At 62.9% G+C, this 26309-nt stretch carries 21 protein-coding genes and 1 tRNA gene; 13 read left to right on the top strand and 9 right to left on the bottom strand.

Translation table 11 applies throughout. The features are described 5' to 3' along the window. Positions 1 to 17: 17 nt before the first annotated feature. Positions 18 to 707 carry a helix-turn-helix transcriptional regulator gene (locus tag LBW87_RS04290; protein WP_225200181.1) on the bottom strand — a complete coding sequence of 230 codons (690 nt, stop codon included), beginning with the start codon at positions 705 to 707 and terminating at the stop codon, positions 18 to 20. A 77-nt stretch (positions 708 to 784) separates the two neighbouring features. On the opposite strand from LBW87_RS04290, the gene LBW87_RS04285 reads away from it, so the two are divergent. Then, positions 785 to 2221 carry an MFS transporter gene (locus tag LBW87_RS04285; RefSeq protein WP_225200180.1) on the top strand — a complete coding sequence of 479 codons (1437 nt, stop codon included), beginning with the start codon at positions 785 to 787 and terminating at the stop codon, positions 2219 to 2221. A gap of 122 nt (positions 2222 to 2343) precedes the next feature. Here the strand turns inward: LBW87_RS04285 and LBW87_RS04280 are convergent, their stop codons facing one another. Beyond that, on the bottom strand, positions 2344 to 2934 hold the full coding sequence (locus tag LBW87_RS04280; protein WP_225200179.1) for an IMPACT family protein: 591 nt from the start codon (positions 2932 to 2934) through the stop codon (positions 2344 to 2346). A 4-nt stretch (positions 2935 to 2938) separates the two neighbouring features. After that, positions 2939 to 3829 (bottom strand): hypothetical protein, encoded by an 891-nt coding sequence (locus LBW87_RS04275; RefSeq protein WP_225200178.1) that lies wholly within the window; start codon positions 3827 to 3829, stop codon positions 2939 to 2941. Positions 3830 to 3980: 151 nt separating this feature from the next. On the opposite strand from LBW87_RS04275, the gene LBW87_RS04270 reads away from it, so the two are divergent. Continuing rightward, positions 3981 to 4922: a patatin-like phospholipase family protein gene (locus LBW87_RS04270; RefSeq protein WP_225200177.1), complete on the top strand. Its 942-nt coding sequence runs from the start codon at positions 3981 to 3983 to the stop codon at positions 4920 to 4922. 137 nt (positions 4923 to 5059) lie between these two features. Here LBW87_RS04270 and LBW87_RS04265 read toward each other — a convergent pair whose 3' ends face one another. Then, a complete protein-coding gene (locus LBW87_RS04265) occupies positions 5060 to 5662 on the bottom strand; it encodes a C40 family peptidase (RefSeq protein ID WP_225200176.1) in 603 nt (200 codons plus the stop codon). Between the two features lie 323 nt (positions 5663 to 5985). Between LBW87_RS04265 and LBW87_RS04260 the strand changes: the two genes are divergently transcribed. From LBW87_RS04260 to greA, 4 genes are all read left to right on the top strand, one after another. Next, positions 5986 to 6393, top strand: a complete 408-nt coding sequence (locus tag LBW87_RS04260; protein WP_225200175.1) for a heme-binding protein — start codon at positions 5986 to 5988, stop codon at positions 6391 to 6393. Positions 6394 to 6690: 297 nt separating this feature from the next. Then, positions 6691 to 7854, top strand: a complete 1164-nt coding sequence (gene carA, locus LBW87_RS04255; RefSeq protein ID WP_225200174.1) for a glutamine-hydrolyzing carbamoyl-phosphate synthase small subunit — start codon at positions 6691 to 6693, stop codon at positions 7852 to 7854. Next, positions 7847 to 11080, top strand: a complete 3234-nt coding sequence (gene carB, locus LBW87_RS04250) for a carbamoyl-phosphate synthase large subunit (RefSeq protein WP_225200173.1) — start codon at positions 7847 to 7849, stop codon at positions 11078 to 11080. Before carA ends, carB begins: the two co-directional genes overlap by 8 nt. A 324-nt stretch (positions 11081 to 11404) precedes the next feature. Beyond that, positions 11405 to 11881 carry a transcription elongation factor GreA gene (greA, locus tag LBW87_RS04245; protein WP_008119667.1) on the top strand — a complete coding sequence of 159 codons (477 nt, stop codon included), beginning with the start codon at positions 11405 to 11407 and terminating at the stop codon, positions 11879 to 11881. A 133-nt stretch (positions 11882 to 12014) separates the two neighbouring features. Here greA and yhbY read toward each other — a convergent pair whose 3' ends face one another. Then, the gene (yhbY, locus tag LBW87_RS04240) at positions 12015 to 12473 is read right to left on the bottom strand and encodes a ribosome assembly RNA-binding protein YhbY (protein ID WP_225200172.1); all 459 of its coding nucleotides are present in this window, start codon (positions 12471 to 12473) and stop codon (positions 12015 to 12017) included. 73 nt (positions 12474 to 12546) lie between these two features. Between yhbY and LBW87_RS04235 the strand changes: the two genes are divergently transcribed. From LBW87_RS04235 to phoB, 5 genes are all read left to right on the top strand, one after another. Further along, positions 12547 to 13191, top strand: coding sequence for an RlmE family RNA methyltransferase (locus LBW87_RS04235; protein ID WP_225200171.1), 645 nt, complete (start codon positions 12547 to 12549; stop codon positions 13189 to 13191). A 351-nt stretch (positions 13192 to 13542) separates the two neighbouring features. Continuing rightward, on the top strand, positions 13543 to 15429 hold the full coding sequence (gene ftsH, locus LBW87_RS04230; protein ID WP_320442708.1) for an ATP-dependent zinc metalloprotease FtsH: 1887 nt from the start codon (positions 13543 to 13545) through the stop codon (positions 15427 to 15429). A 129-nt stretch (positions 15430 to 15558) separates the two neighbouring features. After that, on the top strand, positions 15559 to 16407 hold the full coding sequence (gene folP / locus LBW87_RS04225; protein WP_225200170.1) for a dihydropteroate synthase: 849 nt from the start codon (positions 15559 to 15561) through the stop codon (positions 16405 to 16407). 69 nt (positions 16408 to 16476) lie between these two features. Further along, positions 16477 to 17811: a phosphoglucosamine mutase gene (gene glmM, locus LBW87_RS04220; protein ID WP_225200169.1), complete on the top strand. Its 1335-nt coding sequence runs from the start codon at positions 16477 to 16479 to the stop codon at positions 17809 to 17811. Positions 17812 to 17849: 38 nt separating this feature from the next. Then, complete coding sequence (gene phoB / locus LBW87_RS04215; RefSeq protein WP_225200168.1) at positions 17850 to 18539, top strand: phosphate regulon transcriptional regulator PhoB; 690 nt, start codon at positions 17850 to 17852, stop codon at positions 18537 to 18539. 19 nt (positions 18540 to 18558) lie between these two features. Here phoB and LBW87_RS04210 read toward each other — a convergent pair whose 3' ends face one another. Then, on the bottom strand, positions 18559 to 19848 hold the full coding sequence (locus tag LBW87_RS04210) for a c-type cytochrome (RefSeq protein ID WP_225200167.1): 1290 nt from the start codon (positions 19846 to 19848) through the stop codon (positions 18559 to 18561). Beyond that, on the bottom strand, positions 19845 to 20564 hold the full coding sequence (locus LBW87_RS04205; RefSeq protein WP_225200166.1) for a c-type cytochrome: 720 nt from the start codon (positions 20562 to 20564) through the stop codon (positions 19845 to 19847). The genes LBW87_RS04210 and LBW87_RS04205 overlap by 4 nt, the downstream gene beginning before the upstream one ends. Positions 20565 to 20759: 195 nt before the next feature. Here LBW87_RS04205 and LBW87_RS04200 point away from each other — a divergent pair. After that, positions 20760 to 20835: transfer RNA gene (locus LBW87_RS04200), tRNA-Arg, on the top strand. Positions 20836 to 20892: 57 nt separating this feature from the next. Here LBW87_RS04200 and LBW87_RS04195 read toward each other — a convergent pair. Next, positions 20893 to 23349, bottom strand: a complete 2457-nt coding sequence (locus LBW87_RS04195) for a penicillin-binding protein 1A (RefSeq protein WP_225200165.1) — start codon at positions 23347 to 23349, stop codon at positions 20893 to 20895. Between the two features lie 198 nt (positions 23350 to 23547). Between LBW87_RS04195 and LBW87_RS04190 the strand changes: the two genes are divergently transcribed. Then, positions 23548 to 25449 (top strand): ATP-binding cassette domain-containing protein, encoded by a 1902-nt coding sequence (locus LBW87_RS04190; RefSeq protein WP_225200164.1) that lies wholly within the window; start codon positions 23548 to 23550, stop codon positions 25447 to 25449. Here LBW87_RS04190 and LBW87_RS04185 read toward each other — a convergent pair. Continuing rightward, on the bottom strand, positions 25446 to 26294 hold the full coding sequence (locus tag LBW87_RS04185) for a SirB1 family protein (protein ID WP_225200163.1): 849 nt from the start codon (positions 26292 to 26294) through the stop codon (positions 25446 to 25448). The genes LBW87_RS04190 and LBW87_RS04185 overlap by 4 nt on opposite strands. Positions 26295 to 26309: the final 15 nt, after the last annotated feature.

Here is a 26309-nt window from a genome sequence, read left to right as displayed (position 1 = left end):
ACGTGATTTGCAGGTCGTCAACCATTGGTTTTGCGCACGATGCGATAGACGCAACGTCGGCCGTCACTGAGCAGGTGTTCCTGGCGATCGATGCTGGCTTCATCGCCGATGACTTCCTGGAACAATTGCAGCTCGGATCGGCAAAAGCCCTGGCAAGTGCGGGCGGCGGCGCAGATCGGGCAATGGTCTTCGATCAGCAGCCAATCCTTGCCCTGTTTTTCGACCCGCGCCATATACCCTTCGGCGGTGCGGATCTCGGCCAGTCTTTGCAGTTTGCGGGGCAGGGTGGCCAGGTCGGCGCACTGGCGCAGGTACTCGCTGCGCATTTCCTGTTCGCGCTGTCCGATCAGTTTTTCCAGCCCCGGCTCACCGAACAACTGGCGGATCGATCCGATCAGCTGGATCGTCAGTTGCGCGTGACTATCGGGAAAACGGGCATGGCCGGCGGCGCTCAGCTCCCAGTCCTGGCGCGGGCGTCCGGCACGCGGCGCGGCGACTTGCTGGCGTCCCGCGATCAAGCCTTCGGCCAGCAGTTTCTGGACCTGCTGACGGGCCGCCTCGGCGGTCATGTCCAGCTCACGCGCCAGTTCCGCGGTCGAGGCGGGGCCGCGCGTCTTCAGCCGAAACAGGATGCGCTCGGGGGTGGACGATGCAGCGGCGGGCGGACTCGGTTCTTTATTATCCAAGTGATTACTTGTTAAATTCATCGGGGCGTTTTAAACTCGCGGTCATATAACCAAATAAATGCTTGCATATTATGCCAGCTAACAGCGAGGTAATGACAATGACCACCACCACCGATGACGCACGACAACTGACGGCCACATGGGGCGAACTATTGGGTGGGCGCAATGGCGCGCGCGCCGTGGCGCTGACCGGCGGCGTCGCGCTGCATGCGATCAATGTCCACATCGTCACCACCATCCTGCCATCGATGGTGCGCGACATTGGCGGGCTCGACTACTACGCCTGGAACGTGACCCTGTTCGTGGTCACCTCCATCATCGGCTCGACCCTGACCAGCAAATTGCTGTCGCTGCTGGGCGCGCGTGGAACCTGCATGGTGGCGCTGGCCGTCTTCGGCGCCGGCGCGCTGGCCTGTGCCGCCGCCCCCGACATGGGATGGATGCTGGCCGGGCGCGCCGTGCAGGGGATTGGCGGCGGCCTGCTGGCTGCGCTCGGTTACGCGCTGATACCGCTGGTGTTCGAGCAGCGCCTGTGGTCGCGAGCGATTGCGCTGGTGTCGGGCATGTGGGGGATCTCGACGTTGCTGGGTCCGGCAGTCGGCGGCTTGTTCGCCGCCAGCGGTCACTGGCGGTTGGCGTTCTGGGCGCTGATGCCATTGCTGGCGCTGCAGGGCGCACTGGTGATGGCGCAACTGGGGCCGCAGGCGATGCAGAAAGCGGACCGGCAGCCGAGCGCGGCAGTGCCGATCGGGCGCATCCTGTTGCTGGCCGCTTCGGTGCTGTTGGTGGCGTCGTCGGCGCAGGCCGGTGCCGGATGGCTGGCAACGCTATGGGTTGCTGCCGGCATCGTGCTGGCGTGGCTGGTGGCGCGGATCGACCTGCGCCATCGCAGCAGCCTGCTGCCGCGCAGCGGCTATGCGATCAATAGCGAGATGGGCGGCGTGTTCGCATGCGTGGCGCTGCTGGTAATCGGCAGTTGCACCGAGATCTTCGTGCCGTATTTCCTGCAGACGCTGCATGGCTATGCGCCACTGGCAGCCGGTTACATGACGGCTGCCATGGCGGCCGGCTGGAGCCTCGGTTCGCTGCTCAGTTCGGGGCGCAGCGGGTTGGCGGCCGATCGTCTGGTGCGCCTGGGCCCGCTGTTGATGACATTCGGCCTGGCCGCGCTGGCGCTCTTGCTGCCGGCTTCGGTGGTGGCCGCCGGTGCCGCTGCCGACATCGCCATCGTGCTGGCACTGGCGGCAGCCGGCATGGGGATCGGCCTGGGTTGGCCGCACCTGATTGCGCGGGCGCTGCATGCGGCCCGGCCGGGCGAAGAAAACCTGACTTCATCAGCCATCACCACGGTGCAGTTGTATGCCATGGCCATCGGCGCGGCGCTGGTGGGTTTGACCGCCAATCGGGCGGGCCTGATCTTGCCCGGCGGCGTCGAGGGCGCGCGGGATGCGGCCATGGTGCTGTTTGCGTTGTTTGCGCTGGCGCCCGCCCTGGCGGTGCTGCTGACCAGGCGCCTGACGCGCCCGCGCGGTTGAAGGGCGAGGCAGGCGATGGACAATCGTGCGGCAGTCGATGAGACCGATTACGACGCGCTGGTGCGCGAGTTCGATCTGTTATGGTCGCGCCCGCCGGCGGCGGGCGACCAGCAACGCATGGATCAGATGCTGCGCTTGATCGAGGCGTTCGAAGCGACGCGCCGGATGGCTTCCTCTGCCTGATCGAGGTCGGCCGCAGGCAGGCGCAGCAGCAAGTGCACCAGGGTATCGTGGCGACTGTCGAGCAACTGATATTTGTGTTGTGCCAGCCAGTGCCGCAACTGCGGCTCGGCGGCATAGCTGATGCCGATGTCGAGTTCGGCCATCGCGACCCGTTCGATGCGCTGGGCCTGCTTGAGCGCAGTGGCGATGGCGTCGGTGTAGGCGCGCACCAGGCCGCCGGCACCCAGCTTGATGCCGCCGTAATAGCGCACCACCATCGCCAGCGCGCCGTCGAGTTCGTGGTGGCGCAATACTTCCAGCATCGGTCGGCCTGCGGTGCCCGAGGGTTCACCGTCATCCGACATGCCCGACTGGCCGCCGGCCATCAGCGCCCAGCAGACGTGGGTGGCATTGGGATGCGCCTGGCGCATGCGGTCGATTTCATGCAGGGCCGCCGCACGGTCGGCGACCGGCATGACGATGCCGATGAAGCGACTCTTGCGGATGTCCAGTTCGATATCGACGCGCGCGGCCAGGGTGAAGGTTGCCATGGCCTCAGGCCGCCGTGCCCTTGATCAAGGCCAGTTCCGCCTGCAATCCCTGGTTGTCTTGCGTCAGTTGGGCGATGCGCGCCTGCAATGCCGCCACTTCGCGGCGCAGTGCGGCGGTGATCTGGTTTTCGAATTCGTCGACGATGGCGACCTGGCTGCCTTCGGTCGCCAGGTCGCCCGCCTTGGGCGCACGCGGGGTGCGGGTGGCGGCCTTCTGGTCGCGCACTTTCTTGGCGGCTTCGCGCAATTCCTTCTTGCCGCCGGCCACCGCCGTGACCTGCACTTCGCTGGGCAGCGAAGCGACGGCGGCGGCGGCGTTGATCGAGATGGCGCCGGTGCGCACCGCCTCGACCAGTTCCGGTGCGGCCGTCTTGCGGATGCGGTCGATCTGGCCGATGGTGGTGGTGCTGATGCCGGCTGCGCGAGCGATGTCGTCGCGGGTCTTGATCGGTTCGCCGGTGGTTTCCCATGGCGGATCGTCACCGGTCGCGGCCGGCGCGGCCGGGTCGTCACTGGCGCCGTCCGCTGTCGCGGCTTCGTCCGTGGCGGCCGGCTTGGCCGTGGCCCGCGTGCGGGCGGCCATGATGTCGCGCTTGCGCAGCGCCAGCATGCCGCGCTGGAAGTCGGATACGCTGCGGCGGCCGAGCTGGTTGTCGATCATCCACAGCAGCACATCATCGATCGAACTGAAGCTGTCGTTCTGGACCGTCTGGTAGGGCAGTTCGTACTTGCTGCAGATTTCGAAGCGGTTATGGCCGTCGACCAGCACTTCGCCCCACAGCACCAGCGCATCGCGGCAGCCTTCGGCCAGGATGCTGCGCTCCAGAGCGGCGTATTCGTTGGGGGTGAGCGGATCGATGTACTTCTTGAGTTCTTCGTTGATGACGATATTCATTGATGTTTCAACGTGGCAAAGAGGGGGCGGCGACATGCAGCCGCAAGCGGCGGAATTCTACACCAGGCGAGGGCAGCGGCTGCAGTAGAATACGGCTCCGGCGCGCACTGCAGGCGTGCCGGCTTCGATGTTCCACTTCCGGTATTTCTCAATGCGCAATGTCTTTCGCCTGGCGCCCATCGCCATCCTCGTCTCTGTCCTGGCCGGTTGCGGCACCACTGCGTGGCTGCCCGGCGCCACCGATGCCAAGCCTGCTGTTCCCGCCACGGCCACGCCGGCCGAACCGGGCGCGCTGGCGCCCCGCAAGATCCGGATCGGGCTAGCCCTGGGCGGCGGCGCCGCACGCGGCTTTGCGCACATCGGCGTGATCAAGGCGCTCGAATCGCAAGGCATCGCGGCCGATGTGGTGGCCGGCACCAGCGCCGGCAGCCTGGTGGGCGCCTTGTATGCGGCCGGTAACGATGGCTTCGCGCTGCAGAAGCTGGCGTTGCAGATGGACGAGGCCACCATCTCGGACTGGTCGGTGCCGTTCTTCGCCAAGGTCAGCGGCGTGCTCAAGGGGGAGGGCGTGCAGAACTACGTCAATCGCACGCTGGGCAACCTGACGATCGAAAAATTCAAGATTCCGTTCGGCGCGGTGGCGACCGATCTCAAGACCGGGCAACCGATCCTGTTCCAGCGCGGCAATGCAGGCGTGGCCGTGCGGGCTTCTTCGGCGGTGCCGGGAGTGTTCCAGTCGGTCAAGATCGGTGACCATTATTATGTCGATGGCGGCCTGGTGGCGCCGGTGCCGGTGCGCTTTGCGCGCCAGATGGGCGCTGATTTCGTGATCGCGGTCAACATCTCGGCGCAACCCGAGGCGCAGGCTGCCAGCAGTTCGGTCGATGTGCTGCTGCAGACTTTTGCCATCATGGGCCAGACCATCAACCAGTATGAATTACAGAATGCCGACATCGTGTTGCAGCCGGGGCTGGGCACCATGAAAGGCAGCGACTTCGCCAGCCGCAACGTGGCGATCCTGGCCGGCGAGCAGGCCACCATGGCGGCCATGCCGGAGATCAAGCGCAAGTTGAAGTTGCTGCAGGGGAATTGATCTTCGCGCAGTCGCTCGGCGCCTCGGATAGCTATCCGATAAATAGCTATCCGATAGTGGCGAGATGGCATGTTGCCAATAAAAAATGCCGCCAGGAGCAACCAGGCGGCATTCTTGTCAGTGCATCAGGGTAGTGCTTATTTGGACTCTTCTTCACCAGCAGCGATACGGCGCGCACCATTGAAGCGCTTCTTCCAGTACGACTCGTCCATGCTTTCGATGCGGACCTGGCCGCCGGCCGATGGTGAATGGATGAATTTGCCATCACCCATATAGATACCGACGTGCGAGAAACCGCGGCGCAGGGTGTTATAGAACACCAGGTCGCCGACCTGCAGATCGGACTTGCCGACTTTTTCGCCAACCCGGCTGATCTCGGCCGAGGTGCGCGGCAGATCGGTGCCCAGCGCTTCCTTGAAGACATAACGCACCAGGCCGCTGCAATCGAGGCCGGTATCGGGCGAGTTGCCGCCGTAGCGATAGTTGATGCCCAGCATGGCCAATGCCTGGGTGGCCAGTTCGGAAGCGCGGTTGGTGATGTCTTGCAGGCGCGCGATCGCAAGATTGGTCTTGCTGATCTGCTGTTGGGCTTGCGGGGATTGTGCTTGCGGAGGGGGAAGATCCTGAGCTGCCAGGGAAAGGTCGGCGGCAAACGCTGCACCACTGATCCAGAGTCCGGCCGCGAGCACGCACGCTCGCAGGGATAGGCGTTGGAGTCGGTCGGTGCGGCGTAGAGTCATCAAGGTCCTCTCATAAGCAGGATTGCGGGACTGTAAGTGAATTCTTACGCACTGTCAAAAGCTAATTTCGTGCCAGCTTATAAGATTGATATCGTTTGCGGGGCATGCAAGGGGCATCCGGCGGATCTCCCTAGTAAGGGTTTCTCCTACACCGGAATAATTTATTTTTGTGCGCGTAAATAATTTACTTAGGCCTGCTGCAATGTTGGCCGGCCATGTTCGAGTCCGGCGCATGAAAATCGCTCAGCAATGGGCAGATGTCAAAACGTCTTTATCGCCGTACAATCAGCGTTCGAATTTTTGAGCACACCGGAGTTACTCATATGCAAACCAAACCATTCCTGACGCTGGAAGACGTCAAGAAGATCGCCGCTGGCGCCGAAGCCGAGGCTGTTGCCAACAAATGGGCCGTGGCCATTGCCATCGTCGACGACGGCGGCCACCTGCTGTGGTTGCAGCGCCTCGACGGCACCGCGCCGATCTCGTCGCACATCGCCCCGGGCAAGGCCCGCACCGCGGCGCTGGGCCGTCGCGAGACCAAGATCTATGAAGACATGATCAACAACGGTCGCTTCTCGTTCATTACTGCGCCGACCCTGGACGGCCTGCTCGAAGGCGGCGTGCCTATCGTGGTCGACGGCCATGTGGTCGGCGCGGTGGGCGTCTCGGGCGTGAAGTCGTCCGAAGACGTGCAGATCGCCAAGGCGGGCATTGCCGCGCTGGATCTGTAATCATCGTCAGTGCCGGTCGCTCTGTCCGACCGGCAACTCTTGTCTTTTACGCCTCATCGGGCGTCAGACATGGCAAAACCCCTCCCTCGGGTTTGCCGTGAGTGGCCTCTTACGCTATAATTGTGCGGTTTAGCTAAATTTAAATTCCGCCGTAGCGCATACCATATCTCCACCTCGTTCCCGCAGGCCAATATCCCGATTCGACTGATCGAATATGTCGAGGGTGTTCGCGCCGGTCGGTCTGGTGTACGAGGTCTCCCGGTCATCCAGCGGCGGTAACCATCTCAGGAGTTACCCTTGCTGCCTCTTCTTTCCGGTCCCGCGATTCCGGCCGTGCTCGCCCTCGCAGACGGGTCTGTCTTTCAAGGATTTTCCATCGGTGCCGCTGGTAATACGACCGGCGAAGTGGTGTTCAATACCGCAATGACCGGTTACCAGGAAATCCTGACCGATCCCAGTTATAACAGTCAGATCGTCACGCTCACCTATCCGCACATCGGCAACACCGGCGTGAACCGTGAAGATGTCGAGTCCAGCCGCATCCATGCCGCCGGCCTGATCATCAAGGATTTGCCGCGCCTGGTGTCCAACTTCCGCAGCCAGCAGTCGCTGTCGGAGTACCTGGCCCAGGATGGCATCGTCGCCATCGCCGGCATCGATACCCGCAAGCTGACCCGCATCCTGCGTGAGAAGGGCGCCCAGAGCGGCGCCATCGTCGCCGGTGAAGCCAATGTCGAGGCAGCCACTGCCAAGGCCCTGGAACTGGCGCGCGCCTGGCCTGGCCTGGCCGGCATGGATCTGGCGAAGGTGGTGTCGACCACCAAGTCCTATAACTGGACCGAAACCGAGTGGAAGCTGGGTCGCGGCTACGGCCAGCAGATCACGCCCAAGTTCCACGTGGTGGCGTTCGACTATGGCGTCAAGTTCAACATCCTGCGCATGCTGGCCGAGCGCGGCTGCAAGGTTACCGTGCTGCCGGCGCAAGCCACGGCCGCCGAGGCGCTGGCGCTCAATCCGGATGGCGTGTTCCTGTCCAACGGTCCTGGCGATCCGGAACCCTGTGATTACGCCATCGCAGCCTCGAAGGAACTGATCGAGCGCGGCATCCCGACCTTCGGCATCTGCCTGGGTCACCAGATCATGGCCCTGGCTTCCGGCGCCAAGACGCTGAAGATGAAGTTCGGTCACCATGGCGCCAACCACCCGGTGCAGGATCTCGACACCAAGCAAGTGATGATCACGTCGCAAAACCACGGTTTTGCAGTTGACCAGGCAACCCTGCCGGCCAACTGCCGCGTGACCCACGTCTCGCTGTTCGATGGCTCGCTGCAAGGTTTCGAGCGCACCGACCAACCCGCATTCTGCTTCCAGGGTCACCCCGAAGCATCCCCTGGACCGCATGACATCGCCCCCCTGTTCGACAAATTCGTGGCGATGATGGAGAAGAAACAAAATGCCTAAGCGTAACGACATAAAAAGCATCCTCATCATTGGCGCTGGCCCGATCATCATCGGCCAGGCCTGTGAGTTCGACTATTCCGGCGCCCAGGCCTGCAAGGCCCTGCGCGAAGAAGGCTTCAAGGTCATCCTGGTCAACAGCAATCCTGCGACCATCATGACGGACCCCGAGATGGCCGACGTCACCTACATCGAGCCGATCACCTGGCAAGTGGTGGAACGCATCATCGCCAAGGAAAAGCCGGACGCGATCCTGCCGACCATGGGTGGCCAGACTGCGCTGAACTGCGCGCTCGACCTGCATCGTCATGGCGTGCTCGACAAATACAAGTGCGAACTGATCGGCGCCTCGCCGGAAGCCATCGACAAGGCCGAAGACCGCTCCAAGTTCAAGGATGCGATGACCAAGATCGGTCTCGGTTCGGCGCGCTCCGGCGTGTCGCACACGATGGACGAGTCGTGGGCGGTGCAGAAGACGCTGGGCTTCCCGGTCATCATCCGTCCTTCGTTCACCATGGGCGGCACCGGCGGCGGTATCGCCTACAACGCCGAAGAATTCGAAACCATCTGCAAGCGCGGCCTGGAAGCCTCGCCCACCTCGGAACTGCTGATCGAAGAATCGCTGATCGGCTGGAAAGAGTACGAGATGGAAGTCGTGCGCGACAAGGCCGACAACTGCATCATCGTGTGCTCGATCGAAAACCTCGACCCGATGGGTGTGCACACCGGTGACTCGATCACCGTGGCGCCAGCGCAGACGCTGACCGACAAGGAATACCAGATCATGCGTAACGCCTCGCTGGCGGTGCTGCGTGAAATCGGCGTCGATACCGGCGGCTCCAACGTGCAGTTCTCGGTCAATCCGGCCGATGGCCGCATGATCGTCATCGAGATGAATCCGCGCGTGTCGCGTTCGTCGGCGCTGGCCTCCAAGGCGACCGGTTTCCCGATCGCTAAGATCGCCGCCAAGCTGGCAGTCGGCTTCACGCTCGACGAACTGCGCAACGAGATCACCGGCGGCGCGACCCCGGCTTCGTTCGAGCCGTCGATCGATTACGTCGTGACCAAGATCCCGCGTTTCGCGTTCGAGAAATTCCCGCAGGCCGACAAGCACCTGACGACCCAGATGAAGTCGGTGGGTGAGGTCATGGCCATCGGTCGTACCTTCCAGGAATCGTTCCAGAAGGCATTGCGCGGCCTGGAAGTCGGCGTCGACGGCATGAACGAAAAGACCACCGACCGCGAGACCATCGAAGAAGAACTGGGCGAGCCCGGTCCGGACCGCATCTGGTACGTGGGCGATGCCTTCGCCCAGGGTTTCTCGCTGGACGAAGTACATGCGCTGACCCACATCGACCCGTGGTTCCTGTCGCAGATCAAGGAGATCGTCGACATCGAACTGTGGCTCGAAAAAGAAGCATCGCTGGCCGCGCTGGACCGCGCCACCCTGTTCCAGCTGAAGCAGAAGGGTTTCTCGGATCGTCGCCTGGCCAAGTTGCTCAAGACCACCGACACCGAAGTGCGCCAGCAGCGTCACAAGCTGAACGTGCGCCCGGTCTTCAAGCGCGTCGATACCTGCGCCGGCGAGTTCTCGACCAACACCGCCTACATGTATTCGACCTACGACGAAGAGTGCGAGTCGAATCCTACCGACAAGAAGAAGATCATGGTGCTGGGCGGCGGTCCGAACCGCATCGGCCAGGGCATCGAGTTCGACTATTGCTGCGTGCACGCGGCGCTGGCCATGCGCGACGATGGTTATGAAACCATCATGGTCAACTGCAACCCGGAAACCGTCTCGACCGACTACGACACGTCCGACCGCCTGTACTTCGAGCCGCTGACGCTGGAAGACGTGCTGGAAATCGTCGACATCGAGAAGCCATATGGCGTGATCGTGCAATACGGTGGCCAGACCCCGCTGAAGCTGGCGCTGGACCTCGAAGCCAACGGCGTGCCGATCGTCGGCACATCGCCCGACATGATCGATGCGGCCGAAGATCGCGAACGCTTCCAGAAGCTGTTGCAGGACCTGGGCCTGCGCCAGCCACCCAACCGTACTGCCCGTACCGAAGCCGACGCGCTGCGCCTGGCGCAGGAAATCGGTTACCCGCTGGTGGTTCGCCCATCCTATGTGCTGGGTGGCCGCGCGATGGAAATCGTGCACGAGCAACGCGACCTGGAGCGCTACATGCGCGAAGCCGTGAAGGTTTCGCACGATTCGCCGGTGCTGCTGGACCGCTTCCTCAATGACGCCATCGAAGTCGACGTCGACTGCCTGTCGGACGGCGAGCGCACCTTCATCGGCGGCGTGATGGAACACATCGAACAGGCCGGCGTGCACTCGGGCGATTCGGCCTGCTCGCTGCCGCCGTATTCGCTGTCCAAGGACACCATCGACGAACTGAAGCGCCAGACCGCATTGATGGCCAAGGGCTTGAACGTGGTCGGCCTCATGAACGTGCAGTTCGCGATCCAGCAAGCCGAAGTCGACGGCAAGACCGTCGACACCGTGTTCGTGCTGGAAGTGAACCCGCGCGCCTCGCGCACGGTGCCGTTCGTGTCCAAGGCGACCGGCCTGCAACTGGCCAAGATCGCGGCGCGCTGCATGGTCGGCCAGTCGCTGGACAGCCAGGGCATCAAGAACGAAGTGGTGCCGCCTTACTACAGCGTCAAGGAAGCCGTGTTCCCGTTCGTCAAGTTCCCGGGCGTCGATACCATCCTCGGCCCCGAGATGAAGTCGACCGGTGAAGTCATGGGCGTGGGCAAGACCTTCGGCGAAGCCTTCGTCAAGTCGCAACTGGGCGCCAGCGTCAAGCTGCCGACGTCGGGCAAGGTGTTCCTGAGCGTCAAGAACAATGACAAGCCGCGCGCCGTGCAGGTGGCACGCGACCTGGTGGCGCTGGGCTTCTCGGTGGTGGCGACCAAGGGTACTGCGGCCGCCATTAGCGCTGCCGGCATCGCCGTCACGACCGTCAACAAGGTGGTCGAAGGGCGTCCGCACATCGTCGACATGGTGAAGAACAACGAGATCGCGCTGGTGGTCAATACCGTTGAAGAAAAGCGCAACGCGATTGCCGACTCGGGCGCCATCCGTACTTCGGCCCTGGCCGCACGCGTGACGACCTTCACCACCATCGCCGGCGCCGAGGCTGCGATCCAGGGTATGCGTCAATTGGAGGCGCTGGACGTCTACGATTTACAAGGTCTTCATAAAGCTATACACTAAACCCACAACACGTTACCTTGCCGGCAAGCATTAATGGCCGGCAAGTCCAGAGGGCATCTGAGCAATCGATGCCCTCTGTGACTTTTGGGACGTCCTGTGCGGTGATACGCAATGGGATGTCCTGCTGGGAATCCCCAGTAAATGAGCGTGTTGGATGAATGCCGAAGGAACTTCTCGACGGCATGCCATTCATCAACAAGGTGCTTCCCCGTAAAGACAAGAGTCGGTCGCCTGACGGCGGCGGGGTCTTTTTTTTTGTTTTATATCGGGACCGTTGGATTAGCCGGCGTTTTCCGGAATTCCCTAACCTTTAGCAAGAGACTTATGAGCACAGTTCCCCTTACCAAGCGTGGCGCAGAACTCCTCAAGGAAGAACTGCAACGATTGAAAACCAAAGAACGTCCCGACGTCATCAATGCGATCGCCGAAGCGCGCGCGCAGGGTGACCTGTCGGAAAACGCCGAGTACGAATCGGCCAAGGAGCGCCAGGCCTTCATCGAAGGCCGCATCGCCGACCTGGAAGGCAAGCTGGGCGCCGCGCAGATCGTCGATCCGACCGAACTCAACGCCGAAGGTCGCGTGGTGTTCGCGTCCACCGTCGACCTCGAGAACCTCGATAGCGGCGAGAAGGTGACCTATCAGATCGTCGGCCTCGACGAAGCCGATATCAAGGTGTCGAAGGTGTCGGTGACCTCGCCCATCGCGCGTGCCCTGATCGGCAAGAGCGCCGGTGACGTGGTGGCCGTGGAAGCGCCGTCCGGCATCAAGGAATACGAAATCCTGGAAGTGCGTTACGTCTGATGATGTAATGCGCTGAGCCGGCGCCGGGCGCATGCCCCGACGCCGGCATGCGCCAGAAAACAAAATGCCCGCATCAGCGGGCATTGTATTTTTGCAGGTCAGGCGAATCGTCGATGCGATTCGCCTTGCAGCATCAGCCGCCTGGCTTCTTGGTGCTGCGCTGGCGTGGCTTGGCCTTGCGGATATTGCCGCCGGCGGTGACCCGTTCGTTACCCTTGAGCATGACCTTGTTGACGGTCGGACGCTTGGTGGTGTGGGTCTTGACGATGGTGACTTCGCGCAGGCCGCCCTTGGCGCCGGCCGACTTCTTCTTTTCTTCGTCCTTCTTGGGGCGATAGATCACCAGCAGTTTGCCGATGTGTTGCACCTGCGCTGCATTGAGCTGTTCGCAGATGGCGTCGTAGATGCCGATGCGGGCTTCGCGGTCGTCGCCAAATACGCGCACCTTGATCAGGCCGTGGAATTCGAGGCTGTTATCGATTTCCTTCATGACCGATTCGGACAGGCCGCTTTCGCCGACGATCACGACAGGGTTCAGCGCATGGGCTTGGGCGCGCAGTTCGCTGCGCTCGGCGGGGGTAAGTTTCAACATGGGAATGCGATGGCGGGGCGGCGCGGTAGTGCCAAGCCGTCCCTGAAAGATATAAAACCAGTATTCTACGCGAATGGCAAAGAACAAATTAAACAAAAACTGGCTGCACGACCATATCAACGATCCTTACGTCAAGCTGGCGCAAAAGGAAGGTTATCGTGCGCGCGCGGCTTACAAGCTAAAAGAAATCGACGAAGACGAGCGTCTCATCAAGCCCGGGCAAGTCATCGTCGACCTTGGCTCGACCCCGGGCAGTTGGTCGCAATACGTGCGCAACAAGCTGGCCGGCGCCGACGGCGGGGGCATTCACGGCACCGTGATCGGGCTCGACATGCTGCCCATGGAGCCGATCGCCGACGTTCATTTCATCCAGGGCGATTTTCGCGAGGAAGCCTTGCTGGTGGAGCTCGAAGCCTTGCTGGCCGGGCGCAAGGTGGATCTGGTGCTGTCCGACATGGCGCCCAACCTGTCGGGCGTGGCCATCGCCGACGCGGCCCGGGTCGAGCATCTTATCGATCTGGCAATCGAATTTGCGCAGGCGCACATGAAGCCGTCCGGCGCGCTGCTGGTGAAATGCTTCAACGGCACCGGCTATAACGAATTGCTGCACAAGTTCAGGGCCGAATTCAAGACCGTGACGTCGAAGAAGCCCAAGGCCAGCCGCGACAAATCGTCCGAAATATTCCTGCTGGGGAAAATCCTGAAGAACCCGCGCTGAAAGGTGCGCTACAGTGAGGCAGGTTCGCTTAATTTATCGTGAGATAGGGGCGTTCCGGTCTTGTTTTGGATGTTCTCGGCACAATATCGAATGACGGGAGTCGTCATGATGGCAGGAAGTCGATGCCGGCGTGGCGGCCAGCGTGCCTTTTGATACCGCCCGTGTGATGCAACTCTGATAATAATCGGAGATGGTCCCGGTGCCCGTGCTGCACCATTGCGCGATTAAACTTAATGTCGCGTTGCGGTGTCGCACGCAATGGCGGGTGGTTTCCTAGTAAGGGTAATTGAATCCGGGTAAAATCCCGGGATACAAAGGCAACGTGGCGCGCTTCGCGTCGGAGGAGTTCCAGTGAACAACATGTTTTCCAAGGCTGCCATCTGGGTAGTCATTGCACTCGTCCTGTTTATGGTATTCAAACAGTTCGACAGCCGCAGCGTCGCTTCGGGTGCAAAGTCGATCGCGTATTCGGATTTCATCAGCGAGGTGAAGGCCGGTCACATCAAGGACGCGACCATTGAAGACCGCACTATCGTTGCCACCACGCAAGACGGCACCAAGGTCAAGACCGCCGCGACCTACCTGGATCGCGGCCTGGTCGGCGACCTGCTCAACAATGGCGTCAAGTTCGACGTGAAGCAGCCGGAAGAACAATCCTTCCTGTCGCAGGTATTCATTTCGTGGTTCCCGATGCTGTTGCTGATCGGCGTCTGGATCTTCTTCATGCGCCAGATGCAGGGCGGCGGCAAGGGCGGTGCGTTCTCCTTCGGCAAGTCCAAGGCGCGCATGCTCGATGAGAACAGCAACTCGGTCACCTTTGCCGACGTCGCCGGTTGCGACGAGGCCAAGGAAGAAGTGCAGGAGCTGGTCGAGTTCCTGCGCGATCCGACCAAGTTCCAGAAGCTGGGCGGTCGTATTCCGCACGGCGTGCTGATGGTCGGTCCTCCAGGTACCGGTAAGACATTGCTGGCACGTGCCATCGCCGGTGAAGCCAAGGTGCCTTTCTTCACCATCTCCGGTTCGGACTTCGTTGAAATGTTCGTCGGCGTGGGCGCATCGCGGGTGCGCGACATGTTCGAGAACGCCAAGAAGCACGCTCCCTGCATCATCTTCATCGACGAAATCGACGCCGTCGGTCGCCATCGTGGCGCCGGCATGGGCGGTGGTAACGACGAACGTGAACAGACCCTGAACCAGATGCTGGTCGAGATGGACGGTTTCGAGGCCAACTCGGGCGTCATCGTCATCGCCGCCACCAACCGTTCCGACGTGCTCGACAAGGCGCTGTTGCGTCCGGGTCGTTTCGACCGCCAGGTGATGGTTGGCCTGCCCGATATCCGCGGCCGCGAACAGATCCTGTACGTGCACATGCGCAAGGTGCCTATCGCACCTGACGTCAAGGCTGACATCCTGGCCCGTGGCACCCCCGGTTTCTCGGGCGCCGACCTGGCCAATCTGGTCAACGAGGCAGCGCTGTTTGCCGCCCGTCGCAACAAACGCCTGGTCGAGATGCAGGACTTCGAGGATGCCAAGGACAAGATCGTCATGGGCCCCGAGCGCAAGTCGGCTGTCATGCGCGAAGAAGAGCGTCGCAATACCGCTTACCACGAGTCGGGTCACGCGGTGGTGGCCAAGCTGCTGCCCAAGGCCGATCCGGTCCACAAGGTCACGATCATGCCGCGCGGGTATGCGCTGGGCCTGACCTGGCAGTTGCCGGAGCATGATCGCGTCAACATGTACAAGGACAAGATGCTGGAAGAAATCTCCATCCTGTTCGGTGGCCGTATCGCCGAGGAGATCTTCATGCACCAGATGTCGACCGGCGCCTCCAACGACTTCGAGCGCGCAACCAAGCTGGCGCGCGCCATGGTCACCCGCTACGGCATGTCCGAGACGCTGGGCACCATGGTCTACGAAGATTCCGAGCAGGATGCCTACTTCGGTCGCATGTCGGCCAAGACCGTGTCCGAGGCGACCCAGCAAAAGGTCGACGCCGAGATCCGTTCGATCCTCGATACGCAATATGCACTGGCGCGCAAGCTGCTGGAAGAGAACAGCGAGAAGGTCGACGTGATGGCCAAGGCGCTGCTCGACTGGGAAACGCTGGACGCCGACCAAGTCAGCGACATCATGAACGGTGACGAGCCGCGTCCGCCCCGCAATGGGATACCGGTCAAGAAGTCGTCGTCCGACAATCGTCCCGGCGATGTGACGCCGAGCGCAACCGCACCAGCCTGATTGCCCATGCTGTAACGGCAGCGGGCAAGTAAGGGCGAGGAGAAATCCTCGCCCTTTTTTCCGCCTGCTGCAAAAGCGCGGCCGTGGTTGGCCGGCGCTGGTTATTCGATAGACCGAAACAAACAGCTGATGACACACGCATTCCTGAAATGTGGCAGGTTCCGCCTGCCGATGGCGCCAGGGCGCCGGCCGCTGGTGATGGGCATTCTCAATGTCACGCCGGACTCGTTCTCTGACGGTGGGCGCCACGCCCAGCTCGAATTTGCCTTGTCGCATGCCGAGCAGATGATTGCCGATGGCGTCGACATCATCGACATCGGCGGCGAATCGACCCGTCCCGGCATCGCGCCGCTGTCGCTCGAGCAGGAGCTGGAGCGCGTCATGCCGATCATCTATGCGCTGCGCGACTGCGGCAAGCCATTGTCGATCGACACCTACAAGCCGGCCGTGATGCGCGAAGCGCTGCTGGCCGAGGTCGACATGATCAACGACATCAATGGTTTTCGTGCCGAGGGCGCCATCGATGCGGTGCGCGACAGCGAAGCCGGCCTGTGCGTGATGCACATGCTGGGCCAGCCGCAGACCATGCAGCAGGAACCGCGCTATGACGATGTGGTGCGCGAGGTCGGCGAGTTCCTGGCGCAGCAGGTGCAGCAGTTGAGCGCCGCCGGCATTGCCCGCGAGCGCATCTGTATCGATCCTGGCTTTGGATTTGGCAAGACCTTGGCGCATAATCTGGCTCTGCTCCAGCACACCCGACAATTGATCGATCAGCTCGGGCTGCCGCTGTTGGCAGGCATGTCGCGCAAGTCGATGGTGGGCGGCGTCACCGGCAAGCCGGTCGACAAGCGCATGGCCGGCAGCATCGGCGCGGCATTGGCGGCCGCGCAGCAAGGTGCCATGATCATCCGGGTGCACGACGTCGCCGAGACGGTCGATGCGCTGGCGATGTGGCAGGCGGGACGCCCGCAGAACTAACAACACTGGAGACCGCCGGTCGGCGATTCAACCCGTCTGCTGACGGTGTTATTTGGAAGGGGAACAAACATGGCAGCAAAATATTTTGGTACCGATGGCATCCGTGGTCGCGTCGGCACCGCACCGATCACGCCCGATTTCGTCATGCGCCTGGGCTACGCCGCCGGGCGCGTGCTGGCCAAGTCGCGCGATGGCGTGGCGCGTCCAACGGTATTGATCGGCAAGGACACGCGCATTTCCGGCTATATGCTCGAAGCCGCGCTCGAGGCCGGCCTGGCCGCCGCCGGCGTGGATGTGATGCTGGCCGGCCCGGTACCGACGCCGGCCGTGGCCTATCTCACGCGTGCATTGCGGCTGTCGGCCGGCATCGTGATCTCGGCCTCGCACAATCCTTTCCACGACAACGGCATCAAGTTCTTCTCGGCCTCCGGCAACAAGTTGCCCGATGCGGTCGAGGCCGATATCGAGGCCGCGCTCGAACAGCCGATGGAATGCGTGTCTTCCGAAAAGCTGGGCAAGGCGCGCCGGCTGGACGACGCCCAGGGCCGTTACATCGAATTCTGCAAGAGCAGCTTCCCCAATGCGCTCGACCTGCACGGCATGACGCTGGTGGTCGATTGCGCCCATGGCGCCGCCTATCACATCGCGCCCCATGTTTTCCACGAACTGGGCGCCGAAGTCATCAGCATCGCCAACAAGCCCAACGGCTTGAATATCAACGACAAGTGCGGCGCCACCGCGCCCCAGGCCTTGTCGGAAGCTGTGCGTACCAATAACGCCGATCTCGGCATTGCCCTCGATGGCGACGCCGACCGTTTGCTGATGGTGGACGCCGCCGGTCGCATCTACAACGGCGACGAGTTGCTGTACCTGATGGTCAAGGATCGGCTGGCCACTGGCCCGGTGGCCGGTGCGGTCGGCACGCTGATGACCAACATGGCGCTGCAGGTGGCGTTCAAGCGCATGGGCATCCCCTTTGAGCGGGCCAAGGTGGGCGACCGCTATGTGCTCGAAGTGCTGCAGGAAAAGGGCTGGCTGTTGGGCGGCGAGGGCTCCGGCCATTTGCTGTGCCTGGACAAGCACACCACCGGCGACGGCATTGTCTCGGCGCTGCAGGTGCTGTCGGCGCTCAAGCGCAGCGGCCAGACGCTGGCGCAGATGACGGCCGACCTGACGCTGTTTCCGCAGGTGCTGATCAACGTCAAGATCCCGGCCGGCTACGACTGGAAATCCAACACCGCGCTGCAGGCCGAGACGGCGGCAGTCGAAGCCGCACTGGGCGAGCGTGGACGGGTATTGTTGCGGCCCTCCGGCACCGAGCCCCTGATTCGCGTGATGGTCGAGGCTGAAGATGGAACGCTGGCGCGCAGCATGGCGCAACGCATCGCCGACAAGGTCTTGTAGTTGAAGATGCGGCACTCGAATCTGTCTATGGAAGAGCGATGACACAGCCCCAGGTTTTATTGGTGGAAGACGAACCGGCGATCGCCGAGCTGCTGCGTTTCACGATGCAGGGCGCCGGCTTTGCCACCACCCTGGCCATTGACGTGCAGCAGGCGCGCAGCCAGATCGCCGAGGCCTTGCCGCATGTCGTGCTGCTGGACTGGATGCTGCCCGACAGTTCGGGCCTGGCGCTGCTGTCGGAGCTGCGACGCGATCCGCGCACGGCTGCCTTGCCGGTCATCATGCTGACCGCCAAGGGCATGGAAGAAGACAAGGTGCGCGGCCTCAACGAAGGCGCCGACGATTACGTCACCAAGCCATTCTCGCCCAAGGAACTGGTGGCGCGAGTGCAGGCGCTGTTGCGTCGCAAGGCGCCCGAGGTGGGCAGCCAGGCGCTGACCTACGGCGCCATCATGGTCGATGCCGAACGTTTGCAGGTATCGGTGGCCGAGCGCCCGGTGGCGCTGGACCAGGCCGAATTCAAGCTGCTGCGTTTTCTGGTGGCGCACCCCGAGCGGATCTTTTCGCGGGCGCAGTTGCTCGACAAGGTGTGGGGCGACCATACCTTCATCGAAGAGCGCACGGTGGATGTGCACATCATGCGCTTGCGCAAGTCGCTGGGCGAACTGTCGCACTATGTTCAAACCGTGCGTGGCGTGGGCTACAAGTTCAGCGCCAGCGGCGAGTGAACCCAAGCCCTGATCGCCTTCAATCCAGTGGCACGCCGCGCAGCCGATTGACCTCCGCCGCCGTTACCACGCCACTGCGATTGCTCCAGCTGTTGCGCACGTAGCTCACCACAGCGGCTACTTCTTCATCCGACAACTGGTGCCCGAACGGCGGCATGCCGAACGGGTAGGGATTGCCTGCCGTCGACGGCGCATAACCACCATGCAACACGATCCTGATGACGTTCACCGGTAACGCTGCGGTGAGCGCCGGGTTGCCGTCCAGCGGCGGATAATCGGGCGCAATGCCCTGGCCGCGCACATTGTGGCAATCCACGCACAGCTGTCGATAGAGTCGCTCACCGGTACGCATGGCCTGCTCGGTCTGTGCCGCCGGCGGTGACGTCCTGTCGCCAGCCGCTGAGGTCATCACTGGCAGCGAATGCAGATAGGTGGTCATCGCGGCGATGTCTTGCGGACTCAGGTATTGCAGGCTTTGCCCGACCACTTCCGCCATCGGCCCCATCACCGATGCACGTTGCGACACGCCGCTCGATAGCAGCGCCGACAATTCTTCGCTGCGCCATTGTTTCAGCCCATGCGGCCCGTCATCCTGCAGCGAGGGGGCGACCCAGTCCAGGCCCGGAATCAATCCCCCGGTGAGATCACCCGGGTTGCCGGCCGCGCCGAACATGTTGCGTGTGCTGTGGCATCCACTGCAATGGCCCAGACCCTGCACCAGGTAGGCTCCCCGGTTCCACTGTGCGCTTCGCTGCTGCTGTGGCCGATATTCGCCCGGCTCGAAGTACAGCGCGCGCCAGCCCGCCAGCAGCCAGCGCTGGTTGTACGGAAAGCGCAACTGATGCGGGGTATTTTCGCGCGCTGCCGGAGGCAGGCTTTGCAGGTAGGCGAACAGGGCGTCGGCATCGGTGCGCGAGACCCGGGTGTAATTGGTGAAAGGGAAGGCCGGATAGAGAAAGCGGCCATCCTTGCCGCGACCATGATGCAGCGCGCGCCAGAAGTCGTCGGCATTCCACGCACCGATGCCGCTGTGGCGATCCGGGGTGATATTGCTGGTATAGAGCGTGCCGAAGGGCGTCGGCATAGCGCGTCCGCCGGCGTAGGGCGTGCCGCCGCGCGGCGTGTGGCAGGCCATGCAATTGCCGGCACGCGCCAGGTAGGCGCCGCGCGCCACCTGGGCTGCCGGATCGGCGACGGCGGTGGCCTGGCCCATCTCTTCAGGGCGCAACCATTGCCAGGCCAGCAACGCTGAAGCCAGCAACAGGAGCAGGGCCAGTGCGGCCGCCAGCAGCATCAATGCGCGCTTCATGGCGCAGCCCCCATGCTGCCGCACGGCACCGGCCAGGGCGCTGCCGGCTGGTCCGGAGGCGGTGCGGTCGATGGCGGCTGCGACGCCAGCCAGGTGCTGACGGCATTGATATCGTCGGGCGTGAGCGCCTGGGCCACATCGGCCATGCAATCCGGCGCATGGGCGCGTCGCGCGCCGTTGCGCCAGGCGCCCAATTGGGCACTGATGTAATCACGTGGCAGACCCAGCAGTCCGGGCGTGGCCGGTTGCAGGCCCGACAGCGCCTGGCCGTGGCAGGCCGCGCATGCCGGTAGCCGGCGTTGCGGCGCGCCTTGCAAGGCCAGCAGCCGGCCGCGTTCGAGTGTCGCCGCCGAGCTGTTGGCGGCGCTCGGCGTGGAGTAGGGCGGATGTTGTTCGGCGAAGTGGCGCGCGATCTGGCGCAGGTAGTCGTCCGACAGATTGGTCAGCAGGTAATTCATCGGCGGATAGCGCCGCCGCCCGTCGCGAAAGTTACGTAACTGGTTATAGAGGTAAGCTTCGGGTTTGCCGGCGATGCGCGGATAATAGCCGTCAGGCCCGGCCCGCCCTTCGGCGCCGTGGCAGGCAGTGCAGGCGGCGACCCGCTCGGCCATCGCGGGCACCCGCTGATCGCTATTCTGGGCTTGGGCCACATGGCATGCCAGCATCAGCACCACGCCCCACAGTGCAAGCAACCAGCCGTGGCACAGAGCCGGCATCAGGCGTTCAAGGCGGGTTGCGGACGTCGACGTCAACTTTGTCTCCCTGGCTGGCCGCTGCCAATGGTTGCGGCTCGATGCAGCTATTGTAGTGCAAGGCATGCAGCGATCCATCCCTACATTGTCCCTGCAAGATCGCATATCGACCGTCGGCTTTGCAATGACGGTCGCTACGGCTACAATAGCGGCCTTGCTGCCCCCGTAGCTCAGTGGATAGAGCGATCCCCTCCTAAGGGATAGGTCACACGTTCGATCCGTGTCGGGGGCACCAGCATAAAAAAAGCGCAGAAGATTCGTCTTCTGCGCTTTTTCGTTTGTGGTCCCGGGTTCAGGGGCTCTGGTTGGTGCTGTCGTAGAAGCGTTTGGCTGCCGATGACGGCTGCGATGGCGCTGCGCCGGGCGCCGCCGGCGCCGTAGGTGCTGCCGGCGCCCCCGATCCGGCTGGCGCTGCGGGTGCCGAGCTGGGTGTCCATCCGAAGAAGTTCGAAATGGCGTCGACCACGGTCACGCCGACATTGGTCACCTGGCCATTGCCGGGGGTGAAGTTGTCATAGTAGGGTTCGCCATCGATGAAGCGGATGCCGTCCGGCACCGGCAACTCGGCCTGCGGCACGCCCTTGAGGGCGGCGCGCATGTAGTCGACCCAGATCGGCAGGGCCAACTGGGCGCCGAACTCCATGCCGCCCAGGCTCTTGGGCTGGTCGTAGCCCATCCACACCACGGTGGCCAGTGTGCGCTGATAACCGGCGAACCAGCCATCGATGGCATCGTTGGTGGTGCCGGTCTTGCCGGCCAGGTCGGTGCGGCCGATGCTGTTGCTGCGCGCGCCGGTGCCGCGCTGGGCGACCGACTTGAGCAGGTTGGTCATCATGTAGCTATTGCGCTCGGCCACCACGCGCGGCGCGCCACTGCCCACCACCAGCGGCTCGGCCTTGGACAGCACCTTGCCGCGGGCGTCGGTGATCTGGGCGATCAGATACGGCGCGATGCGGTAGCCGCCATTGGCAAACACCGAATACGCGGCCGACAATTGCAGCGGATTGGTCTGGCCTGCGCCCAGCGCCATCGGCAGGTAGGGCGGCACCTTGTCGGGATCGAAACCGTAGGTGGCGGTGATGAATTCCTTGGCATATTGCACACCGATGTTGTCCAGCGTGCGAATGGCGACCAGGTTGACCGACTTCTGCAGCGCGGTGCGTACTGTCATCGGGCCGGCCGGCGCTTCATCATCCTTGGGTTCCCAGTTCGGCTGGCCACTGCCGGCGGGGTACGACACCGGCGCGTCGTTGACGATGCTGGCCGGACCAAAACCCTTTTCCAGCGCCGCTGCATAGATGAATGGCTTGAAGGTCGAGCCGGGCTGGCGCCACGCTTGCGTGACGTGGTTGAAATTGTTCTGGGTGAAATCGAAACCACCCACCAGCGCGCGGATGGCGCCATCCTGCGGCACCACCGACACCAGCGCAGATTCGACCTGCGGCAACTGCACGATCTGCCAGTTCTGCTTCGCATCCTGCATCACCCGGATCAGCGAGCCGGGGCGGATGCGGATTTCTTTCTTGGCCTTCTCGGACAAGGCATTGGCCACGAAGCGCAGGGCCTCGCCCTTGATGCTGACGCGCTCGCCCGAGCGCAGCACTACATCGACCTGCTTGGGGCCGGCGGCCAGCACCACGGCGGCCAGGATGTCATCGTTGTCGGGGTGGTCGTCCATCAGGTCATCGATGGCGGCGGCGCGCTGGTCGGCATCGGCCGGTAAGTCGATGCTCTCGACCGGGCCGCGATAGCCGTGGCGGCGGTCGTAATCCATCACACCCTTGCGCACGGCCGTATAGGCCGCCTGCTGGTCGGCGGCGTTGATGGTGGTATAGACGTTGAAGCCCTGGGTATAGGTTTCTTCCTTGTACTGCGCGTAGACCATCTGGCGCGCCATTTCCGTGACGTACTCGGCGTGCACGGTGTACTGGCTGCCCGGCGCGCGCACCTTCAGTTGTTCCTTGGCGGCGACGTCATACTGGGCCTGGGTGATGAAGCCCACGTCCAGCATGCGCTGCAGGATGTATTGCTGGCGGATGTGGGCGCGCTTGGGATTGACCACCGGGTTGTACGCCGAGGGCGCCTTGGGTAGTCCGGCCAGCATCGCGGCTTCGGCCAGCGAGACATCCTTGAGGTCCTTGCCGAAGTAGGTGCGGGCGGCTGCAGCAAAGCCGAAGGCGCGCTGGCCCAGGTAGATCTGGTTCATGTAGACCTCGAGGATCTGGTCCTTGGTCAGTGCATTCTCGATCTTGTTGGCCAGCAGCACTTCGTAGAGCTTGCGGGAGAAGGTCTTTTCCTTGGTCAGGAAGACATTGCGGGCCACCTGCATGGTGATGGTGCTGGCGCCCTGCGAGGCGCTGCCGCGTAGCACGTCGGTCACCAGTGCGCGGGCGATGCCGATGTAGTCGATGCCACCGTGCTGGTAGAAGCGATAGTCTTCGATCGCCAGCACCGCATTCTTCATGTCGGCCGGGATGTCGTCGAGCTTGACCAGGCTGCGCTTTTCTTCGCCGAATTCGCCTAGCAACACCTTGTCTTCGGACCAGATCCGCAGTGGCACCTTGGGCCGGTAATCGGTGATCAGGTCCAGCGAGGGCAGGCGCGGATTGATGAAGATCAGCGCATACACGACCAGCAGCGCACCGGCGATGCCCAATCCGAGGATGGACAGCCCGAGAAACTTGGCGATGTTGGGGTTGAGAAAACCGCGCTGGCGGCGCTGGAGACTGCTGGGCGTTGGAGAGTGCATGAGATGGCCGGAAATCTGGATGCGCTATCTTACAGCATGCGGCCAGCCGCCCCGGCCGGCGGTGGCGGCAATGCTTTACTGAATGTAACAGCGCCGCAGCTGCCCATCGGCGACGGCAAGCCGGTACAATGCCGCTCTTTCGGGCGTTTTCCCGCAATTCATCTGGATCGGCAGCGCGTCGCGCTCGCCCTACAAGCTATGGCAGTCATTTCCCTTTCCGATGCGCAACTGGCCTTTGGCCACGTGGCGCTCCTCGATCACGCAGAATTCTCGCTGGAAACCGGCGAACGGGTCGGTCTCATCGGCCGCAACGGCACCGGCAAGTCGTCGCTGCTGAAAATCATCGCCGGGCGCTCCAAGCTGGACGATGGCGTGCTGGTGATGCAGCAAAGCGTGAAAATCGCCTATGTCGACCAGGAGCCGCATTTTCCGGCCGACATGACCGTCTATGACGCCGTGGCCTCCGGCCTGGGCGAACTGCCGGCCCTGCTGGCCGAGTACGAAGCCATCACCGGCCAGTTCGGCGGCGACAACGACGATGCCCTGCTGGAGCGCATGCACCAGATCCAGACCCAGCTCGACGCGGCCGACGCCTGGTCGATCGGCAACAAGGTCGAGACCACGCTGGACAAGCTCAACCTGAACCGCGATGCGCGCATCGGCGAGCTGTCGGGCGGGATGCACAAGCGCGTGGCGCTGGCCTGCGGCCTGGTCGGCAACCCCGATGTGCTGTTGCTGGACGAACCCACCAACCACCTCGATTTCGGCTCCATCCAGTGGCTCGAAGGCTTGCTGCGCGACTTCAAGGGCAGCATCCTGCTGATCACCCACGACCGGCGCTTTCTGGATAACGTCAGTACCCGCATCATCGAACTCGATCGCGGCAAGATCCTGTCGTTCCCCGGTAATTTCAGCACCTACCAGGCACGCAAGGCCGAACTGCTGGCCAATGAAGAAGTCGAGAACGCCAAGTTCGATAAATTCCTGGCGCAGGAAGAAGTCTGGATCCGCAAGGGCGTGCAAGCCCGTCGTACCCGTGACGAAGGCCGCGTGCGCCGGCTGGAGGCGTTGCGTCTGCAGCGCGGCGAGCGCCGTGACCGCCAGGGGCAGGTCAAGCTGGAAGTGTCGGGTGGCGAGCGCTCGGGCAAGATCGTGGCCGAGCTGGAAAACGTCAGCAAGAGCTACGGCGCCAAGACCATCGTGCGCGATTTCAGCGGCATCCTGATGCGCGGTGACAAGGTCGGCCTGATCGGCCACAACGGCGCCGGCAAGACCACGCTGCTCAAGCTGATCCTGGGCGAGGAAACCGCCGACAGCGGCACCATCAAGCAGGGCACCAAGCAGCAGGTGGCGTATTTCGACCAGATGCGCGCGCAGCTCAATGAAGAGGCCAGCCTGGCCGACACCATTGCGCCCGGCAGCGACTGGGTCGAGGTCAATGGCCAGCGCAAGCACGTGATGACGTACCTGTCGGATTTCCTGTTCGCTCCCGAGCGTGCCCGTTCACCGGTGCGCACGCTGTCGGGTGGCGAGCGCAATCGCCTGCTGCTGGCCCGCCTGTTCGCCAAGCCGGCCAATATCCTGGTGCTGGATGAACCCACCAACGATCTCGACATCGATACGCTGGAGTTGCTCGAAGAGTTGCTGGAAGACTTCGAGGGCACGGTGTTCCTGGTGAGCCACGACCGGATGTTCCTCGATAACGTGGTCACCCAGGTGATCGCGGCCGAAGGCGACGGCGTCTGGCGTGAATACGTGGGCGGTTATTCGGATTGGGAACGCCTGCGTGTGACGGCGCCTGCCAAGCCGGCGCCGCGCGCCGACAAGTCGCTCTCGACCATGGCCGCGCCCGAGCCGGTGGCGCCGGCTGCGGCCAAGAAGAAGTTGAGCTACAAGGAGCAGCGCGAGCTGGAAGAACTGCCGCGCCGCATCGCCGAGCTGGAAGCCGAGCAGAAGGTCATCTCGGCCAAGCTGGCCGATCCGGATATCTACAAGAGCAAGACCGACGACGTGGTCAAGCTGAACCAGCGCTTCGCCGAGATCGACGAAGAAATGCTGACCAGCCTGGAACGTTGGGAAGAAATCGAAAAGCGGAACTAGTTGGGCCGGCGCAACGCTTCCCGCAGGTCGGGCAGCATGTCGCGCAGGCTCTCCGCATCCTCGGCCTGGGGCCGTAGCGCCAGGTAGGCCTCGAGGTCTTCCAGTGCTGCCTGGGCCAGGCCCAGGTTGGCCCGGGCCAGGCCGCGATCGCGCCGCTCGGTGACTTCTTCGGGCAGCAGGATGACCAGTCTTTCCTGCACGTCCAGCACCTGCTGCCAGCGCTGGCTTTCCATGAAGATGGCTTTCAGGTTGCGCAGCATGCGCGCCAGGATTTCGCGCGGGTGGGCCGCGCGCAGGTACGCCGCCAGTGGCAGCTCGTCGTCGTCCTCGTGTTCCTGCTGGCGTTCGAGGTAGGGTTCGAGCCGTTCTTCGAGCTCTTCGCGCGAGAGGCTGGAGCCGTTCATCGGATCGAGCACGATTTCACCCGACTGCACCGACAGCTTCATCAGGAAATGACCGGGGAAAGACACCCCTTTCATGTCCAGCCCGACCTGCTGCGCCAGTTCGATGAACACCACCGCCAACGAGATCGGAATGCCGCGACGGGTGGCGATGACGCGATGCAGGTAACTGTTGTCGGGATCGTAATAGTTGTTGATGTTGCCGGCGAAGGCCATTTCCTGGAAGAAGAAATGGTTCAGCATGCGCAACTTCTGGATCTGTGACGCATCCGTGGGCAGGCGGTCTCGCAGCTTCAGGGCCAGGTTGTCGAGCTCGACCTCCTGTTCGCCGAAGTCCATCTCCGGATAGAAGTCCTGGCCCAACGTCAAGGCAGATTCGAACAGCGGGATCGAATCGTCCTGGCGCACCAGCGAAGCAAAGTATTCGAGGGAGGTCAGCGTCATGCAGGACATCCTATC

It is taken from the genome of Herbaspirillum sp. alder98 (assembly GCF_020179755.1).
In the GTDB taxonomy this organism is placed as follows: domain Bacteria; phylum Pseudomonadota; class Gammaproteobacteria; order Burkholderiales; family Burkholderiaceae_D; genus Herbaspirillum.
Note: the sequence above shows the minus strand (reverse complement) of the source record. Positions and strands in the feature narration are given on the sequence as shown.